This window comes from Kitasatospora sp. MAP5-34 (genome assembly GCF_029894335.1).
GTDB lineage: Bacteria > Actinomycetota > Actinomycetes > Streptomycetales > Streptomycetaceae > Kitasatospora.
This window is the reverse complement of the sequence record NZ_JARXZC010000051.1, coordinates 25,109-41,717: the sequence shown is the minus strand read 5'-3', so window position 1 is coordinate 41,717 and position 16,609 is coordinate 25,109. Positions and strand designations below refer to the sequence as shown.

The 16,609-nt window shown below is 68.8% G+C and carries 15 protein-coding genes and 1 pseudogene; 9 read left to right on the top strand and 7 right to left on the bottom strand.

Going from position 1 to position 16,609, the window contains the following annotated elements; translation table 11 throughout:
• Window positions 1-57 precede the first annotated feature (57 nt).
• The gene (locus tag P3T29_RS29545) at window positions 58-297 is read right to left on the bottom strand and encodes a hypothetical protein (protein WP_280719743.1); all 240 of its coding nucleotides are present in this window, start codon (window positions 295-297) and stop codon (window positions 58-60) included.
• A gap of 1,834 nt (window positions 298-2,131) precedes the next feature.
• Here P3T29_RS29545 and P3T29_RS29540 point away from each other — a divergent pair.
• The 3 genes from P3T29_RS29540 to P3T29_RS29530 all read left to right on the top strand — a co-directional run bounded on the left by P3T29_RS29540 (window position 2,132) and on the right by P3T29_RS29530 (window position 5,941).
• Window positions 2,132-2,548 carry a prevent-host-death protein gene (locus P3T29_RS29540; RefSeq protein ID WP_280719742.1) on the top strand — a complete coding sequence of 139 codons (417 nt, stop codon included), beginning with the start codon at window positions 2,132-2,134 and terminating at the stop codon, window positions 2,546-2,548.
• The gene (locus P3T29_RS29535; protein WP_280719741.1) at window positions 2,545-2,970 is read left to right on the top strand and encodes a cytotoxic translational repressor of toxin-antitoxin stability system; all 426 of its coding nucleotides are present in this window, start codon (window positions 2,545-2,547) and stop codon (window positions 2,968-2,970) included. The genes P3T29_RS29540 and P3T29_RS29535 overlap by 4 nt, the downstream gene beginning before the upstream one ends.
• 292 nt (window positions 2,971-3,262) lie before the next feature.
• Window positions 3,263-5,941 carry an AAA family ATPase gene (locus P3T29_RS29530; protein ID WP_280719744.1) on the top strand — a complete coding sequence of 893 codons (2,679 nt, stop codon included), beginning with the start codon at window positions 3,263-3,265 and terminating at the stop codon, window positions 5,939-5,941.
• A gap of 283 nt (window positions 5,942-6,224) precedes the next feature.
• Here the strand turns inward: P3T29_RS29530 and P3T29_RS29525 are convergent, their stop codons facing one another.
• Both P3T29_RS29525 and P3T29_RS29520 read right to left on the bottom strand, forming a co-directional pair.
• A complete protein-coding gene (locus P3T29_RS29525) occupies window positions 6,225-6,395 on the bottom strand; it encodes a hypothetical protein (protein WP_280719740.1) in 171 nt (56 codons plus the stop codon).
• Window positions 6,396-7,130: 735 nt separating this feature from the next.
• Window positions 7,131-7,853, bottom strand: a complete 723-nt coding sequence (locus tag P3T29_RS29520; RefSeq protein ID WP_280719739.1) for a hypothetical protein — start codon at window positions 7,851-7,853, stop codon at window positions 7,131-7,133.
• Between the two features lie 309 nt (window positions 7,854-8,162).
• Here P3T29_RS29520 and P3T29_RS29515 point away from each other — a divergent pair.
• The 6 genes and pseudogenes from P3T29_RS29515 to P3T29_RS29490 form a co-directional block, all read left to right on the top strand.
• Window positions 8,163-8,342, top strand: a pseudogene (locus P3T29_RS29515) (IS982 family transposase); the annotation flags it as partial.
• 115 nt (window positions 8,343-8,457) lie between these two features.
• Window positions 8,458-8,709 (top strand): hypothetical protein, encoded by a 252-nt coding sequence (locus P3T29_RS29510; protein WP_280719745.1) that lies wholly within the window; start codon window positions 8,458-8,460, stop codon window positions 8,707-8,709.
• Window positions 8,710-9,029: 320 nt separating this feature from the next.
• Window positions 9,030-10,313 carry an NAD(P)/FAD-dependent oxidoreductase gene (locus P3T29_RS29505; RefSeq protein ID WP_280719738.1) on the top strand — a complete coding sequence of 428 codons (1,284 nt, stop codon included), beginning with the start codon at window positions 9,030-9,032 and terminating at the stop codon, window positions 10,311-10,313.
• Between the two features lie 382 nt (window positions 10,314-10,695).
• Window positions 10,696-12,252, top strand: coding sequence for a glycosyltransferase family 39 protein (locus P3T29_RS29500; RefSeq protein WP_280719737.1), 1,557 nt, complete (start codon window positions 10,696-10,698; stop codon window positions 12,250-12,252).
• A 303-nt stretch (window positions 12,253-12,555) separates the two neighbouring features.
• Window positions 12,556-13,167, top strand: a complete 612-nt coding sequence (locus tag P3T29_RS29495) for a hypothetical protein (RefSeq protein WP_280719736.1) — start codon at window positions 12,556-12,558, stop codon at window positions 13,165-13,167.
• Between the two features lie 379 nt (window positions 13,168-13,546).
• The gene (locus P3T29_RS29490) at window positions 13,547-14,557 is read left to right on the top strand and encodes a LuxR C-terminal-related transcriptional regulator (RefSeq protein WP_280719735.1); all 1,011 of its coding nucleotides are present in this window, start codon (window positions 13,547-13,549) and stop codon (window positions 14,555-14,557) included.
• Window positions 14,558-14,648: 91 nt separating this feature from the next.
• Here P3T29_RS29490 and P3T29_RS29485 read toward each other — a convergent pair whose 3' ends face one another.
• From P3T29_RS29485 to P3T29_RS29470, 4 genes are all read right to left on the bottom strand, one after another.
• Window positions 14,649-15,356 (bottom strand): methyltransferase domain-containing protein, encoded by a 708-nt coding sequence (locus P3T29_RS29485; protein WP_280719734.1) that lies wholly within the window; start codon window positions 15,354-15,356, stop codon window positions 14,649-14,651.
• Window positions 15,353-15,829, bottom strand: a complete 477-nt coding sequence (locus P3T29_RS29480) for a hypothetical protein (protein ID WP_280719733.1) — start codon at window positions 15,827-15,829, stop codon at window positions 15,353-15,355. The genes P3T29_RS29485 and P3T29_RS29480 overlap by 4 nt, the downstream gene beginning before the upstream one ends.
• 66 nt (window positions 15,830-15,895) lie before the next feature.
• Window positions 15,896-16,318: a hypothetical protein gene (locus tag P3T29_RS29475; RefSeq protein WP_280719732.1), complete on the bottom strand. Its 423-nt coding sequence runs from the start codon at window positions 16,316-16,318 to the stop codon at window positions 15,896-15,898.
• Entirely contained in the window at window positions 16,315-16,593 is a 279-nt protein-coding gene (locus P3T29_RS29470) for an acyl carrier protein (RefSeq protein WP_280719731.1), read from the bottom strand. Before P3T29_RS29470 ends, P3T29_RS29475 begins: the two co-directional genes overlap by 4 nt.
• Window positions 16,594-16,609: the final 16 nt, after the last annotated feature.

The following is a 16,609-nucleotide window of genomic DNA, read 5'->3' as shown; positions in this document are numbered from 1 at the left end:
CAGCGACACGCGAAGGCCCACCCTCTCACCCGAGAGGACAAACCGGGCGAACCAGTCTCACGACCCGTCAGTGATCACCGCTGACGAATCGAGGCTGATGCGACCGAGCACCTCATTGAGCAATGACTTCAGGCCGGCGGACGGAAAGGTTGCCGCGAAGAAGTGTCCAGCGTCGGCGTATGTATCCGGTGCTGTACCTGCGACTACCTCCTCGAGTGAGGCAGCGAAGCGCGACTCAGTAAGCTCCCCCGCCAGCACGTCATCGCGCGGCTCAACTACTCCGAACAAGCTCTCCACGGTTCTCCCCTTCGCCACCTGGTCCACAGCGTATCCGTGAGGAGGGCGCTGACGGCCCACTACGCAGTGATCGCATATGGACTCGCGTCGTGCTGGGCGAGCTCAAGGAGTTCGCAACAGTCCGTGCGCATAAGGGAACCCACGGTGACTCTCGTGTGGGGGTGCTCTCCTCCTGTTGCTGGGCACTCTCCGTGCCCGGGGGGTGAGAATCCGTTGTCCTATCGGGCGTGATCGGCTTATTTCCGCAGGTCAGACATAGAGTCCATGGCGGCGCGGCAGGGTTGGTCCATCGGGTTGTCTCGCGGTGGAGGTGCTGGGGTGGCGTCGGTGATGGGGCTGCTGGAGGAGTGGGCGTTGGCCGCTCGGCAGCGGGTGGAATCGTTGCGCGAGGAAGTGGACCGGATCGTGGCCGAGTTGCGAGACGCGGAGACGGACTGAGAGCGATGGACGATCGCCCGGAGGGTCGACCGGGTCCTGGCATCCCGGCGGCTGCCGTGGAGGCATGTTCCTGCGCCTCCTCGCCCCGGTCGCACGGCGCCGTACCACCATGCCGTCCCCACCGTCGGCGCTTCGCGTCCGCGGAGACCCGGAGCGCATGGTGGCTACGTAGCGCTTGCGCTGGATCACCATCTTGCGTCCGTCTGGGGGTGGCCGAGTACGTCGGCTCCGTTGTCGCCGGCCCTTGCCTACTCGTTGGACCTCGGAGCACCCGTCGCGGCGGCATAGGTCGGCGACCACCTCCTCAAACTTGGTGCCGGTCATCTTGGCTACGTCGGCGAGCGTCCGCTAGCCCGGCCGGCACCAGCTCCTCGGCCCGCCACTTCCGATCGCCGCTGCGAAGGAGGCGGTCGGTGTGCCATAGCCACCGCCCCAGCGCGCAGAGGCAAGTGATCCCGGCAGCGCCGAGGAGGTACGGCAAGATCAGCAACCAGAAGGCCGTGAGGAGAAGCAGCAGCGCGGCGGTGCCGACGGCGGCTGCTTTCCACTGGTTATTCCGGCGCCTCCGCGCGGATGAGCGACGTGCGCCTCACTTGGCTATGCAGTCCCCCTCTGAAGCTCGCGGTCAGCAGTGTTGGGGACGGAGAGGACCGTGGGAAGACTGGTTCATTCGCCGGGGAGGACCGGCTCGCGACTCGTCGACCCAGGAGACGGCTCTGTGGGCTTCCCACGAGTGGCCGTGATCGTCGATGGCGAACTGCCCGTCAGATCTGTGAACGAGGCGCTCGGCGTGAGAGGCTGAGCGCGAAGGCGCATCCTCCATGAGCCCGCGAGCGAGCGCTGACCGGGGGGCCTGATCAGGCTGTGCCAGATCCGTGCCAGAACGGGCGGTGAGTGACGGTCGGGAGCGGTCAGAACGGACCACCCCGACAGGTCGCCGAGGCAGGTATCGCAGCAGGTCAGAGGCCGTTTTCGGCTTGAAGGGCCAAAGATTCCCAAGCTTATAGCGCGAGTTCGATTCTCGTCGCCCGCTCAGAAGGAAAGCCCCAGGTCAATGGCCTGGGGCTTTCTTGTTGTCTGGACCAATTGTCAGAGTCGCATCACTCGTGCACCGGTGGCCGCAGTCAATGGCGGTCCCGGGCTGTCGGCTGTCGGCTGTCGCATGGTCGCCACCGGTCCGCGGTCGACTGGGCTGAGCTATGAGCCTTTTGGATCGTGAGCGCGGGGGCGCTGTCCCGAGCCTGGCTGGGCCCCTGCGCCGGGACCGCTTCGTCCGCCGAGCATGGTCGAGCTGGCTGCGGAAAGCGCAGCTGGCAAGGAGGTGGACCACGTACGTGACGTACTTGACGTACGTTGCTGCCTGGGGGACCCTGGAGGAGATTCGAGGAGGCGTGTCATGTCGGCAGTGCACTACGAGAGCTATACGGAAGCGCGCTCGCATCTGAAGGACCTCTTGGACGCGGCGGAGCAGGGGCGGGTTGCCACGGTGCGGCGGGACGCGGGCCGGGCAGCGGTGGTGGATGTCGAGCGGCTGCGGCACTTCCTCTCCACTGTGTGCGTGTCGCGAGCCCAGGTGGTGGCGGAGGGTGGCGGCTGGTCCGTTTTCATCCCCGGCCTGCCGGTCGCTGCGGACGGGGCGACTTTCGACGAGGCGATCGGCGAGATGCTCGACGCGCTGCGGGAGTATGCCGAGGACTGGCAGGAGCGGCTGCAGGGCGCGCCGAATCACCGGGAAAACTGGGGGTTGGTGCAGTTGATCAGTCTCAGCGATGATGACCAGCTGCGCGGCTGGCTGGTCGGAGCGGCCCGATGACCTGGCCCCAGCCGACCCGCGAGCGCCACGACCAGTTCTGCCGGGTCGAAGGCTGGGAGCGTGTCAGGGATGCGCGAGGGCGTACGGGTACGCACCACGTCACCTACGAGCTGGGCCTGTTCGATGGTCGAATCCTGCGTACTCGGATTTCGCACCCGGTGGACCGGAGCGCTTACGGCGCCGGCATCTGGGGGCACATCCTCCGCGACCAACTGGAGCTGGCGGAAGGAGAGTTCTGGGCCTGTGTGCTGGACGGGGAACTACCCGACCGAGGCTCGCCCGAGCCCTCCTCCGAGGCTCTCCCTGCAGACCTGGTCCATCTGCTGATCAACCGGGTCGGTCTTGCCGAGGATCTGGTCGCCAAGATGGACAAGAACGAAGCGGTGGCGCGGCTCCAGCGCTACTGGACGGACGGGGAGTAACGGGTCCCGCGTCCGCAGGGCGGGCTTTGCACGACTCATGCACGCGGCCGATTCAGTGCCGCTGCACTACAAGCGCGCCAGTCTGGACGGTTCGGAATTGCCGTGCCGGCTGGGCGCTACTCGGCGTAGGCAAAGGCACTCCATCGCCGCCCGTACGGCACTAGCCTCAGCGGCAGACGCACGGGGCAGCGAGGTGGAAGGACCGGCGGTGGCCGAGCAGGAGCACGGGCTACGGAGGCGAGACGACGGCCAGGACGGCGACGCCGCCACACAAGGGCCTGATTCGGGTGACGTGCCGGTCGCGCCTCACCTGCACGAACGTGTGGCGGAGATCCGTTCGGCAGCCGAGGCGATCAACTCCCTCTGCCGGGGGGCCGACGCCGACGGCGAGGAGATCGGTGAACTGCTGCTCTACGTCGGACCGGTCGGCCTCGGTAAGACTGCAGTGCTCACCGAGGTGCGTCGCTTGGCGAAGCGGGAAGACTGCACGGTGCTCTTCGCCCGTGGCGGCGAGCAGCAGCGCAACGAGCCCTTCCACGTGGCGCGTCAACTGCTGCAGCCGGTGGTCGCGGCGCTGGCCGAGGGGGAGCAGCGGCAGGTCTTCGGGCGCTGGTTTGACATTGCGGGGCCCGCCGTGGGACTGCTCCCGCCGACTGGGCAGCTCGACCCGCAGGGTGTCCGGGACGGCCTCGACTTCGTGCTCACCCAGGTCGTGCAGCGCCGGGCGCCGCTGGCCGTGATCGTCGATGACCTGCACTGGGCAGACCTGGAGTCGCTCCAGTGGCTGGCGGCTTTCGCGGTCCGCGCGCGGGAGTTGCCGGTGTTACTGGTCTTCGCGTGCCGTGACGAATTTCCCGACGAGGCGCTGGCGTTCCATCGGAGCATCGTCGGTCGGGCCGACAGGCGCCATGAGTTGCGCCCGCTCCAGCCGGCTTCGGTCGCGAGTCTGGTCCGCGCCTCGCTGGGAGAGACGGCGGAGGAGGGTTTCTGCCGCCACGTGTGGGCGGTCACCGGAGGCAACCCGTACGAGACTGCCGCCCTGCTGCGGGAGGTTCACGACCAGCAGCTCGACCCGGTCGAGGAGAACTCCGGCCAGCTGCGTGAACTCGCCGCCGAAGCACGGGGGATGACACTCAGGCACTGGCTGGACAAGCTGGGTCCGAGCACCTTGCGCTTCGCCTGGGCGGCGTCGATGCTCGGCACCGATATCCAACCGGAACTCGCGGCCGCTATCTGTGCCCAGGGCCCGGGTGCGGCCGCGGAGTCCATCAGGGAACTGCGCAAGCACCGGGTGCTGACCAGCACCTCGGACGGTCGGCTGGAGTTCGTCCATCCGCTGATCGCTACGTCGGTCTACCAGTCCATGCCTGCCGGCACCCGTACCGGCATGCACGGTGTCGCCGCCACCGAGATCGAGAACGCCGGCCTGGGCCTGCTGGCCGCCTCCCGGCATCTGCTGGAGACCCTTCCGGACGGAGACGACCAGACGGTGCACAAGCTGCGGATGGCAGCCGCCGAGCACCTGGCCATCGGCGCGCCCGAAGCGGCGCAGCGTTGTCTGCAACGCGCGATGAGTGAGCCGCCGGACGAGGAGGACCGGGCCCAGCTGCTCTACGAACTCGGCTGCTCGGCCCTGCTCACCAATCCGGCCACCACGGTGAACCAACTGCGCCTCGCCCTGAACGAGAAGTACGGGCTGAGCCCGGAGCTCCGGGTGGACGCGACCTTCCGGCTCGCCCAGGCACTGGCCCACAGCAACCGGTTGAGCGAAGCCGCCGGGGTGTGTGCCGAGGAGGCGGTCCGCACGGCCCCCGGAAGCGGTCGACTGCGGCTGGAGGTCGCGCACTTCATGTTCGCGGCCTTCCAGGCGGAGGACGGCGACGGCCCGGGCCGCTCCCGCCGACTCGAGGAGTTCGGCAGGGGCCTCACCGCCGGCAGCGGCCTGACCAGCGCCGTGTCGGTACTGCGCTGCTGGGACCTCACACTGAGAGGCGCGGACTTCACCGAGGCAATCGCCTTGGCGGAGTCCGCCCTTGAGGACGGCAGGCTCCCGCGAGAGCTCGGCTGGACGAACACCACCTGGGGCTTCGAGCTGCCGGGTGTCCTCGGTATCTCCTATCTGTACGCCGACCGGATCGACCGCGCGGAGGCGTTGTTCAGCGAGGCGATCTGGGCATACGAGGTGGCCGGGTGGAGCGGCGGCCACCTGGGCTTCGCTTACTTCCTGACGGGACTCCTCCGGTTCCGGTGCGGCAGGCTCGTCGAGGCGGAGGACTTCCTGCGTCGCGCCTTGCGGACAGCCGAGCGGATCGCCCCGGGCATCCCGTTGCAGTGGTTCGCCGTGGGAGTACTGGCTGACACACTGCTTGCGCGCGGTAAGACCGACGAGGCTTGGGAACTCGCGAAGGAGTACTCATTCGGCCCGCCCTACCCCACGGTGATGGTGCTGCCCGACGCCCCGACGCTCTACGGCAGGCTGCTGCTGGCCCAAGGCGACAGGGTGGCCGCAGCCGCGGCTCTGGACGCGGCCGGAGCCACCCTGGACGCGCGGGGCTGGCGCAACACGGTGTGGGCACCTTGGGCCGGACACCTGGCGCTGGCAGTGGCCGCTCAGGAGCCGGACCGGGCTCAGCGACTGGCCAAGGAGGCCGTGCGCCGTGCCGAGGAGTTCGGCGCGGACTCGGCGATCGGCAGTGCCCTGCGGCTGTGCGCGGCGGTCCATGACGGGCTGTATGCCGTGACGATGCTTGAGGAAGCCGTACGGCGTCTCGAACGCTCCCCGGCCGGCTATGAGCACGCCCTCGCCCTGGTCGACCTCGGGGTGGCGCTCGCTGAGGTCGACCGGTCGGTTGACGCGGACAAGTCCCTCAACCTTGGACTGGAGCTGGCCGCAGGCTGCGGAGCCGACGGCTTGGCGGCCCGAGCCCGCACTGCCCTTTCCGCGCTCCGACCACCCGAAGCACCTGCGTAGGCGGTGACCTTGGGAGTCCACAACGGCACCACTGCTGCGTTGGCTGGTGTGGAGTATCGGGTCCGTGCCAGATCCGTGCCAGAACGGGCGGTGGACGAAGGTCGGCAGTGGTCAGAACTGATCGCCCGACGAGCCCACCTGAGCAGGTATCGGCGCAGGCCAGAGGCCCTTTCTGGCCCGAATGGCCAAAGATTCCCAAGCTTATAGCGCGAGTTCGATTCTCGTCGCCCGCTCCAACAAGAAGCCCCAGGTCAATGGCCTGGGGCTTCTTCGTTGTCTGGACCTATTCGGGGACCTTGCACCAGATCCGCACCAGATGGCCCCGGGGTGGCCGTCCGGTGGTTCCGGATGCGGGCGTCCAGAGCGGCGGCGATCTCCCGTCGATCGGGGCGCCGGTGCGGGTCAGGTGGTCGTCGGCGACCTTGCGGGCGTGCTCGATCAGCGCACGCGTCACGGAGTGAGCCTTGGCGGCCCCTGGAGAACCCGGGTGCGGCGAAGCTGCCCGATCGAGGAGGGAACCGCCCGCTCAGCCCGCAGAGTGCCGGCGGCACCTGCCCCCGCGGCGTGACTGGCGTCACACGCCATCGCTACCTTGTCCGGATATGCGAAGAATGACCTAGGCCGATCCGCCCGGCTCGTTGAAGAACTGTCGGCGAGCTACCGACCGATAAGGATGGTCTATGGCCAGATTCAAGATCACGACTAGTTCAGGCGACGGCGCTACCAATGAGCGCTACGTGGAGGCAAAGCGGCACTACGTCGAGGGTGATTTCATCCACTTCATCGACCATGCCGGTGACCAGGTCCTCACCATCGCCAGGGCAACGTGCGAAGGATCGAGCTCACCTAAGTCCGTGCCCGCTGCGTGCCCTGATGAGCGGTAAGACACGCTTATCTACGGGTACCCACGGTCGGACACAACGGGATCGGCCCCTGACCTAAAGCGCAGGTCAGAGGCCGATCTCACATCCTGTGGCGCGTGCAGGGTTCGAACCTGTGTAGCTTGCGCGACAGATTTACAGCCTCTGGTGTGAGCCTGGGAACGGGGCCCAAGCCCGCGCGTCGGCGCTGCAGCCGTCCGCCAGGCGCCAGGGGGCTGTCACCGAGCCTGGCCGGGTGCTTCCTCCGCCCGTCGGGGTCCCTACGACACCACCATGCTGGTGGCTTTCATCATCTGATGGGCCACCCCTTAACCGGAGGGCGGCTGAGTGGGCAGGGTGTTGGACCAGCCAGGGGGCGGCCCCGTCGGCAGGGTGTTGGACCAGCCAGGGGGCGGCCCCGTCGGCAGGGTGTTGGACCATCCGGAGGGCGGCCCGGTCGGCAGGGTGTTGGACCAGCCAGGGGGCGGCCCCGTCGGAAGGCCGGTGGGCTGTCCCGAGGGCGGCCGCGTCGGAAGGCCGGTGGGCTGTCCGGCGGGCGGGACTGGGCTCCGGTTGGTTTCGCTCTTGTTCCTGTCTGCCACCTGACCTGCCATGTCGTGTGCTTTGAGCCCTATGAAGGCACTGAACGTCACGAAGACGGTCAGGAGGGCCAGTACGCACACGGTGATGAGTAGTTGCTTGGCCTGGTCGTCGGGTGGAATGGCGGTGGCCTGCTCGGGGCGTCCCGCCGGGTATCGGATCACGACCCGGTCGCCGCGCACGACGGTGGCCGGTCCGCTGACCTCCTTGAACCGCCGCAGGTCCCCGTCGGGGCCAGTGAATTCGTAGATGTGATGCCAAGCGCTGCCGCTGGTGCCACTCCGCGAGTTGACCGTCGTCACCACGTAAACGCCGACGCACCGCCCTTCGGCCGTGATCCCGCTCCCCCAGGCGGCTCGCAGTCGCCGCATCCTCAGGACGACCCACACCATCACGGCGATACCGGCGACAACCAGCAGTCCGGGTATCGCCACAAAGGCCATGCCTGTCATGACTCCTCCTTCGACTCAACCATTGATCGCGCTCTTCAAGTCCGCCTCCGTACCTATGAGTTCTGTCATGACCCGACGCGCTTCCCCTCGAAGAGCCCATGCGCTGTTGTGTGGTCGGCTCCTGCTGCCGCAGCAGACCAGTACTGATATCACGTCATCAGCTACTGTTCGATCGAACGAGCAGGCTACAGGGAGTTGATCTCGGGGATGCGCCCGTCCGTTGGTCCGGCCCCGCGCGACGGCTAGATGATTGATGCCAAGGGCTCGCTGGCACGCATGAGATGAAGCGAGGGAGTCCAAAGGTCGGTTGTGACGCCTGACCTGGACTCCCTCGTGACCGCACTCTACGTGAAGACCGACGACCTGCTGAAGGACTCGCCGCATCTGGCACCGCGGCGTCCCGAGATCGGGATCAAGCCGCAGCTCGGCGACGCGGAGCTGGTGACCCTCGCGGTGATGCAGGCCCTGCTCGGCTTCACCTCGGAAGCCCCAGTGGCTCGCCGAGAACCTGAACAATCCGATCCGGGACTGGGACGGCCGCGAGCAGATCAGTGCCGCGATCTACAAGAAGGCGCCGGCGCAGTACAGAGCGACGCGGCGCGCGGTGCTGGCTGTGCTGGCTTCGGGGGCTTCGGCGGACGTCCTGACGCCGAGGCTTGCCGAGCTCGGGGGGCAGTTCGGCGAAGCCTTCAACGAGTTCGACGCGCGCGCCGGATTCATCGAGACCGTTGAGCGCGAAGAGCTCTACGACGCGCTCGACGCCATCATCACCGAGGCTGAAGCCGAGTCGGGAGCCGACCTGGCCTGGGCCGGCGAGGGCTTGATCGAGGGCTGCGAATCCGTCCGCGACCGGTAGGGCCCTGGTTCGGGCTCGACATGCGGCGCAGGCAGTGGCGTAGTGAAGGAAGTTGAGGGCTCTCGCGTTGGTATCGCGCCACTCCTCGCGGCGTATCCCAGGAGCGCCGGAGGGCGATCACCGGGGCCTACTTGGTCGCGCTGGTCCGCTGCGGCGCGAGGTTCGAGAACGGCGCTCTGATCGAACGCATGGAAGAGGCCACCGCAGCCTGATCACACATCACCCGATCCACCACTCTTGACAACTGCTCTGGTCCTGACTGCAGTGGCACTGCACCACTCCCACAAACGGCACCACACCCCGAAGGGAGCGATCAGCGCATGACCAAGCCTGAGAGCGCGGGATACGACTACGACGTCGTCATCAGCGGAGCCGGCCTCGCCGGCAGCGCCGCGGCGATCCTGCTCGCTCGACGCGGTGTCCGCGTCGCACTGCTGGAACGCCGTTCGGACCCCGAAGCGTACAAGGTGCTCTGCACCCACTCCCTCACGGCCAACGCCTACCCGGTGCTGGACGAACTCGGCCTCGTCCCCGCGCTCGAGGAGGCGGGAGCCGTCCGCAACGAGGCCCGCTGGTACACCCGTTGGGGATGGATCGAGCCGAGGGCAGCGCCGGCGGGCCCTGGGCTGCCGTACGCGTACAACGTTCGGCGCAGCACCCTCGACCCGTTGATCAGGTCCCGTGCGGCCCAGACCCCTGGCGTCGACCTGCTCCTCGGACACCAGGTGACCGGGCTGGTCCGGGAAGCCGGGCGAACCTCGGGGGTGCGCGCGTCGACAGCACAGGGCGAGCGTGAGATCCGGGCCCGGCTGGTGGTCGGCGCCGATGGCAAGGACTCGGCCGTAGCGAAGTTCGCCGGGGTGCCTGCTCGGCTGTACGAGAACGCGCGGTTCGGCTATCTCGCGCACTTCCGCAACCTTCCGCTGCACGGCGGGATCGGTCAGACCTGGTTCCTCGAGCCCGACATGGCGTACGCGTTTCCCAACGACGACGGGGTGACGGTCATCGCGGTGCTCCCGGACAAGAAGCGGCTGCCGGCCTTCCGGGACGATCTGGAGGGCAGCTTCCTCGAATTCGTCCGTGCCCTGCCCGAGGCACCGCTCATCGACTCCGCCGAGCGCGTCACGAAGATCATCGGTACCGTCGACTACCCGCTGCACAGCCGCAAGCCGACCGCACCGGGCGTCGCGTTCATCGGCGACGCCGCCCTGACCGGCGACCCCCTGTGGGGAGTGGGATGCGGGTGGGCTCTGCAGTCCGCGCAATGGTTGGCAGAGGCGGTCGCCTCGGCCGCAACCGGTCGGGGCGACCTCGATCGGTCGCTCGCGGTGTACGCACGCGGACACCGGCGCCGGCTGCGCGGTCACCAGTACCTGGCCGCCGACTTCGCCAGGGCCCGTCCGTTCAACCCCGGGGAGCGGCTGATGTTCTCGGCGGCAGCGCGCGATGAATCGATGGCGCGTCACATGCATCTGTTTGCATCCCGCCTGATCGGTCCACTCCATTTCCTGAACCCCGTGGCACTGGCCAAGGCTGCGGCCGTCAACATCAAGCATCGCGGGGCGGCTGCGCCACCCGCGCACCTGTCACACCCAGGGTCGTGACCGGCTCCCCGCCCGCTCAGAGGTAAAGCCCCAGGTCATGGCCTGGGGCTTCTTGTCAACTGGACCAGTAGTGGCGGTCGTGCCAGATGCGTGTCGGCTGCCACCGACCCCGTGGACGGGATCGGTGCTGATCCGAGGGCGGGGGCGGGGGCGGGTGGCGGGTGGCGAGGGCGTGGGTGCGGTGGCGGGGTAGGTGTCCCGGGTGCTCAGGGGTGCTCAGGGGTGCTCAGGGGTGCCGGGGGTGTCGGTGCGATATGGCGTGAATATATGGCGGCGCCGCAGGCTCGGCGCGGCGCGGCGGGCCGTGATCGGTGGCCGGTCGGATGCCCAATGCTCGGGACACCTTTCGCCCTGCTCGGGGGCGTTCGCCATGGAGGCGCCAGTGATCAGGACAGCTGCAGTGCGGGAGCCGGAGTCGCTCGACGGACCTAGACCGGTCGGGCTCTTGGCGGCCGGTCATCGGACGGCGGACCCGATTCCGCCGTTCGCCCGTGGGCCGGTGTTGGCACTGGCCGTCGTGCTGACCGTGATCCTGCTGGTGACCAGCGGTGTCTTCCGGTACTCCGGCGACGAGCTCTACTACCTCGCGGCCGCCAAGCATCTCGACTGGGGGTACGTCGACCAGCCGCCGCTGATGCCGCTGCTGGCCCACCTGAGCCAGGCGGCCTTCCCCGGTTCGGCGGTGGTCCTGCGCCTGCCGGCCACGCTGGCGGTGCCGCTGGCCGTGGTGATGACTGCGCTCACCGCACGCGAGTTCGGCGGCGGGCGGCGGGCACAACTGCTCGCCGGGGCCGTCTTCGCCGTTTCGCCAGTGGCGCTGAGCAACAGTCACCACCTGTCGACCACCACCTTCGACCTGTCCGTCTGGGCGACGGTGACCTGGCTGCTGGTGCGCTGGGTCCGGGTCCGTGACGACCGGCTCTGGCTGGTTCTCGGGGTGCTGACCGCAGTGGCCCTGGAGAACAAGTTCCTGTTGCTGATCTTCTGGGGGATTGCGGCGGTCGCGCTGCTCGCGGTCGGGCCGCGCGAGCTCTTCCGGCGGCCGCTGGTCGGGGCCGGGGCGGCGATCGCCGTGGTGAGCGCCGTGCCCGGCCTGGTCTGGCAGGCTCAGCACGGCTGGCCGCAGATCGACATGGGGACGGCGATCGCCGATGAGGTCGCCCAGAACGGCGGGCAGTTGGCGTTCCTGCCGCAGGTGTTGATGACGACCGGTCTGGTCGGTGGCGTGCTGCTCTGCTCCGGGGTCTGGTGGCTGCTGCGGGCGCCCGAGCTGCGCCCGTACCGCTTCCTCGGGTGGTCGGCGCTTGCCATGGCCGTGCTGCTCTGCGCCACCGACGGGCGACCGTACTACCTCGGCGGGCTCTATCCGCTCTGCTGGGCGGTGGCCGCCGTCCAGATCGAGCACGGCCGGACGGCCCGATGGTGGCGGTGGGTGCCGAGCTGGCCGACCCTGCTGATCTCGTTGGTGATCTTCCTGCGGGCCCTGCTGCCGCTGGACGTCGAGTGGCTGGGCGGCGCCGACCGCTTCTACCTTCCGCTCCGGGAGTTCGACTGGCCCGGGCTGTCCCAGGCGGTCGGCGACACCTACCGGCAACTGCCGGTGGAGCAGCGGCGCGACGCGGTGGTGATCACCGACGACTACTCGCGGGCCGGCGTGCTGGACTGGTACGGCCCGGCGCACGGGCTGCCGCCGGTGTACAGCGCGAGCCGGGGCTACTGGTACTTCGGCACGCCGCCCGAATCCGCGCGTACGGTGATCTATGTCGGCCAGGTGCCCGAGGAGCTGCGCGATGCGTGCGGGAACCTGCGGACGGCGGTGAACTTCGTCGATCCGATCGCCAAGCCGGTGCCCACGAAGGTGCCGCCCATGCCTGTTTCGGTCTGCTCGGACCTGCGCACTCCGTGGTCGCAACTCTGGCCGCTGCTCAAGCACTTGTGACCGCCGCCGGTGGTTTCGCCCCGGGGCTCAGTGCCTGGACGGCCCTGCCGAACGGCGGGGGTTCTCACCCCTGAGGATGAGTAACAAGTCATCCGCAGCGGGGAGTTGCTCGTGCGGTGGCCCGACTACTGTTTGCTCCGGAACATTCTGGGGATCTTGAAGAGGGCGGCCGGAAAGGTCATTGTGGAAGAGCGTCAGGGGGGCGCGCCGGCGAACGGGATCATCCGGCGTGCGGTGGAGGCCGAGTGGGGGGCGCTACTTGGCGACGTGCGGGGCCGGCTGGTGGAAAGGCGGCTCGCGGGAATGTCGTTCACGGTGGTGGGGACATTCCTGGTGCTGGTCTTCCATATCGCTCAGCACCTGCCGGGTGGTGAGCAGTTCGTCAGCAGGGCGGGCGTGGTCCGGGCCGCACAGCCGATGGACATCAGCCTGCTCCGCACGCCGCTCTCGCTCTTCGTTCCCGCCCTGGATCTGCCGGTGTGGGGGGCGTTGGCCCAGGTCTTCGTCGTGTTCGGCATCGCCGAGCTGGTGCTCGGGCTTCGGATGACGCTCTTCGTCGGGTACGCCGGGACGCTGGCCGGGACTTTCTTCACCCGGCTCGGGGTGGCCCGGGGCTCGGGCCACCTGTTCCATCTGCCGGCCTGGTTCGCGCAGGTCCGCGACGCCGGACCGTCGGCTGCCGTAGTGGCTCTGGTGCTCTGCGTCGCCTGGCGCTACCGGGCCTGGTTCACCGGCGTCACCGTGGTCGTGATGATGGTCGGCGAGGCGATCGCGTTGCCCAACCTCGCGGGCCTGGAGCATCTGGCGGCACTGGCCGCCGCCGCGCTGATCGCCAGTGTGGACCAGGTGGTCAGGACCTTCTACCGGAGGATTTCCGAGGTGATCCCGCAGGTCAGCGACCTGGCGGTGTTCTGACTGGCGGTGTTCTGAAGTGCGCCGGGGGCGGGAAGGGCGGGTGGAGTCCACCAGGGTCACGCCGGGAAACCCCTCCCAGCTCGACCGAGTCGGCTGCGCCAGGCCAGCCGACCGGGCGCAGACCCCTGCCCGGGTGCGAACGCCCGTCGGCGCTAACCTCACGTGAGATGGGCCGATTTTCGCGTCAGAGGTGTGACGTCAAAGTAAAGATGATCTTCACCCCCTTTCGTTCCAGGCCCGCTCGGGTAAGAATCAACCGCCTGGGTGCGTACGCCGCGTGCTGGTGCGTGTGTACTCAATGGAGTGACCGGTGGCAGCAGAGGCAGCTGAGCCCAGAGTCGGGTGACCCTATCGGTCCGCGAACGGGGGATGGGCAGAAGTGGCGTTGAAACTGGGATTGCTGGGATTGGACGCCGATGCGACGGACGTCTACCAGGAGATGCTGAAGGATTCCACCGCCGGAATCTCGGACATCGCTCAAGGACTTCACTGGGATGAGGAACGCGTCCGGGCGGTCCTGGCCCAACTCGAGAGCCTGAACCTGGTCCGGCCGTCGTGGCAGACCCCCGGGGCGCTGCGCGCCGTGGAGCCGGAGGTGGGCCTGGTGGCCCTGCTCTCCCGCCAGGAGGCGGACCTGCGAGAACAGCAGGAGGCCATCGACGCTGGGCGGCTCGTGGTGCAGCACCTGATCGCCGAGTACACCCAGTACAACCGCTCCCGGCAGCAGGCGAATGTGGAGGTCCTGACCGGTCTCGACTCGATCCGGCTGCGGATCCAGAAGCTGGTCCTGGAATGCGAATCCGAGATCATGGCCCTGGTCCCAGGGGGGGCGCAGTCGGCCGCCAACATGGAGGCGAGCAAACCGCAGGACCTGACCTTGCTCGATCGCGGAGTTCGGATGCGGACCGTCTACCTGGAGAGCGTCGCGAACGACAGTGTCACGGTGGCCTATGCGCGGTGGCTCACGGAACACGGTGCCCAGGTCCGTACCGCGCCGACTCTGCCGACCCGGCTGGCTCTGTACGACCGGAAGATCGCGGTGGTGCCCGTCGATCCCGAGGTGAGCTCGGCGGGCGCGCTGCTCCTGCACAGCCCCGGCGTGGTGAACTCGCTCTGCGCGCTGTTCGAGCACGTGTGGGCCGGGTCGCTGCCGCTGGGCCGACGCCCGGAGCTCAGCGAGCACGGACTGACGACCCAGGAGCAGGCGGTGCTGGCGCTGCTGGCCCGGGGGTACGCCGACGAGGCGGTGGCCCGCCGGCTCGGGGTGTCGGTGCGGACCGGGCGCCGGATCACCGCGAATCTGATGGAGCGCCTGGAGGCGGGCAGTCGCTTCCAGGCCGGGGCGGTGGCGGCGTTGCGGGGCTGGATCGATCTCGACACGCTGGCCTGAACGCAGTGCCGCGAAGGTGGAGAAGGACCCCGTGAGCCGCGGATCGGGGGTGGCCGCGAACTCACGGGGTCGACTTGGGGGGCGTGCCTGGTCAGCCCGCGCTCGGGGCGGCCACCGGCTGCTGGGCATCCAGGCGCTGCCCGGGGAGGGCCGTGGCGCAGGGGTGCAGCCGCGCGTAGTACGAGAAGGGCGGCCCGATGAGCTTCTCGAGATGCAGGCCGGCCTCGGCCGCGTGGCCGATCAGGCGAGCCGGGCGGATCTGGTGCCGGTCGAAGAACTCGCCGACGACCAGTCGGCCGGTCGGCTTGAGAACGCGGCGCAGCTCGCTCAGCGTGGTGGCCGGATCCGGGATCTCGCCGAGCGCCGTGACCAGGTACGCGGCGTCGAAGCTGGCGTCGTCGAAGGGCAGGTGGTGGGCGTCGGCCAGGGTGGGCACGATGGTGCCGATGCCGTTCTCGCCCGCCCGGCGCATCACGTGGTCGAGCATCTCCTGCTGGATGTCGACGATGTCCAACCGGCCGTCGGTGCCCAGCTGCGGGGCGACGTGCAGGGACTGCAGCCCGGTGCCGGGACCGATCTCCAGGATCCGCTCGCCCGGCCTGGGCTGGAGCATGCCGTCCAGCCGGGGCAGGGAGAGGAACGGCAACGGCAGGTCGAGCAGCCAGTGCTGGGCGTACGGGTAGGGGGCGGAGTCGAAGGCCCACCAGGCGGCGACGGCCGCTGCGGCGGCGCCGCCGGCCACTACTCGCCGGACGGACTTGCGGCGCAGAGACGAGCTTGCGAGCGAGAGTGCGGTCACGGTGATTCTCCAGAACTGGACATGCGGGTTCGCAGGTCTTGGTGCGAGCTGTCGTGCGAGCTGTTGTGCGAGCGGTGGGGCCAACGGCCGGGCCGGGCGGTGGAGGTGACGGGGGCGGCCGCGAGCAGCAGGGAGAACGCTGCGAGCCAGAGCTGGGCGCCCTCGAGGACCAGTGGCCCGGGCAGGGTGTGTCCGGAGTGCGAGGTGGACATCCCGAACCAGGTCTTGGCCGCCACCAGGGTGGCGTTCATGATGGCCACCGGCAGTGCGCGCCGATCACGCCGGTGGGACAGCCACCAGGTGGCGCCCTGGGTGCCCAGGCCGGCCAGATCCAGTCCGAGCCAGGCCAGTCGCCAGTGCTGCGCGGGCACGGTGTCGGGGAGCGCGACGCCCAGGTAGACCATCCACGGGAGCATCGCGACGGCGCCGAGGATGACGATCCGGGGTGCCCAGCGGTGCGCCAGGTACGGCATGAGCTTCTCCCTTCGTCGTGTCTCCGTGCCGCCATACGATTCGTGCGTGCGATCGGTGGCGTGCGATCAACGATCCCGGAGCGGGCGAGCGCTGTCGTCAACGCTGGCACCCGTATTCGTGGTGGTGCTAGCTACACCCCGGCCGGCGACGAGCAGGCACAGCGCCGCCCCGGCCAGCTCGAAGAACGCGTCCACCACCGCTTGGTGGAACTCCAGCCCGGGTGGTGAGGTGCAGACGTCGACCCAGGCGTCGACGAGCAGCAGCGTCCCGCTCACCACCCCGACCGGCATCACCCGCCGGTCCCGCCGGCTGCCGAGCCAGCCGGTGAGCGCCAGCCCGCTCGCCAGCACGCAGTCGAAGACGATCCAGGTCCTCGTCCAGTGGTGTGCGGTGACGGTGGCCGGAAGCTCCCAGCTGCGGCTGAGCATCCACGGTGCCACCGCCACCGCCACCGCGATGACGGCTCCCCAGGCCCGGCGACGGTTCACCGGTCGGCGAGCCGCTGCTCGCTGATCTGGTCGTGCAGCTGCTCGGCGATCGCGTTCACGCTCGGGAAGTCCCAGGCCAGGGTCGGCGGGACGGTGATGTCGAACTCGTCCTCGATGTCGCCGCAGAGGGTGAGGGCGTAGAGCGAGTCGAGACCGTACTCAACCAGCCGGGCGGCGCTGTCGATCTCCTCGATCGGCCGCTCCAGATAGAAGGCCACGCGCTCGCGCAGCCAGTCGCGGATCTCGGTGGTGGAGCTGATGGTGGTCGTGGTCATGACGGTAGTTCCCTTC

What these genes read in the sequence shown, in the direction of transcription:
- P3T29_RS29470 (WP_280719731.1), bottom strand. Translation starts at nt 16,593, where the DNA reads ATGACCACGACCACCATCAGCTCCACCACCGAGATCCGCGACTGGCTG.
- P3T29_RS29495 (WP_280719736.1), top strand. Translation starts at nt 12,556, where the DNA reads ATGTCGTTCACGGTGGTGGGGACATTCCTGGTGCTGGTCTTCCATATC.
- P3T29_RS29535 (WP_280719741.1), top strand. Translation starts at nt 2,545, where the DNA reads ATGACCTGGCCCCAGCCGACCCGCGAGCGCCACGACCAGTTCTGCCGG.
- P3T29_RS29520 (WP_280719739.1), bottom strand. Translation starts at nt 7,853, where the DNA reads ATGACAGGCATGGCCTTTGTGGCGATACCCGGACTGCTGGTTGTCGCC.
- P3T29_RS29480 (WP_280719733.1), bottom strand. Translation starts at nt 15,829, where the DNA reads ATGCCGTACCTGGCGCACCGCTGGGCACCCCGGATCGTCATCCTCGGC.
- P3T29_RS29540 (WP_280719742.1), top strand. Translation starts at nt 2,132, where the DNA reads ATGTCGGCAGTGCACTACGAGAGCTATACGGAAGCGCGCTCGCATCTG.
- P3T29_RS29505 (WP_280719738.1), top strand. Translation starts at nt 9,030, where the DNA reads ATGACCAAGCCTGAGAGCGCGGGATACGACTACGACGTCGTCATCAGC.